Annotated in this window: 1 protein-coding gene and 1 pseudogene; both read right to left on the bottom strand. The window is 46.5% G+C overall.

Translation table 11 applies throughout. From position 1 onward, the window contains the following. A partial coding sequence (locus GY683_RS04040) for an IS1595 family transposase (protein ID WP_297287530.1) occupies positions 1-432 on the bottom strand: 432 nt, incomplete at its 3' end. Next, positions 433-808 (bottom strand): annotated as a pseudogene (locus GY683_RS04045) (IS1595 family transposase); the annotation flags it as partial.

An 808-nucleotide genomic window follows, 5' to 3' on the forward strand; every position in this document is an offset into this window, starting at 1 on the left:
ATGAACCAGAAGCGATTTTAGCATGGTAATTGCTGGCAACCGCTTCATCACGATTTTGAGTTCGCCTTTTTTGGTAACTTTAAGATTTGGTGCACGCTGATTCCAGCGAAAACCAATTTCGTGCAGGTAACGAGACAGATGCTTTTTACTCAAATAATGGAACACACCTTGTTTTGCCCGTTCCAGCATCGCGTTAAACGATTCGGCGGTATTGTTGTGGGTATCACCGCGAGAATACTCTTTGCTTTTATGGTTCACCCACTGGTGCGAAGCATATTTTCTCCCGATCAGTTTATAGGCGTGCAACTCGTCGGTTTTAAGGTGCGCGCGTTTACTGACAAACTGATCAATAACTGGCGACAGATTGGCAATACTGTCGCTTTCTACCGGAGCAGACCGCACCGGGCCATTTCGTTCAACGGCCACCAGCACTCATTGCTTGGCAGTACCTTTTCCCCGCTTGTGTACTACGCCTTTTTGATACCGGGGTTTACCGCCAATATATTTTTCGTCCAATTCAACAATGCCGCTAAGCGCCGGCACAAATTCAGAACCAGGATCCATCATCAGTCTGATAGCATGACCCAATTTCCAAGAACTATTTTGAGATATGCCGACCAATTTGCCCAAATAGACCGAGGATATGCCTTTACTCGAATTGACGATCAAGTACATGGCCAGCAACCATCTCCACAAAGGCAATTTTGTGCTGTGCATGGGCGTTTTTACAGTAATGGTAAATTGCCGTTTGCACCGACTGCATTCGTAAATCCCGTTTCGGACACTTGGGCCCGCTAAACGGTATGAC

Source organism: Moraxella sp., assembly GCF_024227015.1.
GTDB lineage: Bacteria > Pseudomonadota > Gammaproteobacteria > Pseudomonadales > Moraxellaceae > Moraxella.